This is a genomic window from Pseudoneobacillus rhizolycopersici (assembly GCF_054786815.1).
Window position 1 is genome coordinate 1 of sequence record NZ_JBTOOE010000098.1, and the last position, 274, is coordinate 274.

1 protein-coding gene is annotated in these 274 nt (G+C 44.5%); it reads left to right on the top strand.

Annotated features, from left to right (window positions below):
* A partial coding sequence (locus ACX9YW_RS23005) for a S8 family serine peptidase (protein WP_460351046.1) occupies positions 1–274 on the top strand: 274 nt, incomplete at both ends.

Genomic DNA, 274 nt, shown 5'->3' on the forward strand with positions numbered 1-274 from the left:
GATCAGGGGATTGTGATTGTAGCCGCTGCCGGCAATGACAGCACTACTCAACGCGGCTTTAATATGGATGAAACGCCGATGTATCCAATTTGTGATCCGGCAGAAGAAAATATTATTTTAGGCGTGGGAACGATTACACCCGATGGCAAGAAAGCCCTTTTTTCTAATTACGGGGCTAAATGTCTTGATTTAGCTACTTATGGCAGCCAGTTTTACAGCACTGAGGTTTATCGGCTTGATGCAGCTTATCCCCAAGAGTTTAGTCGTTTTTACG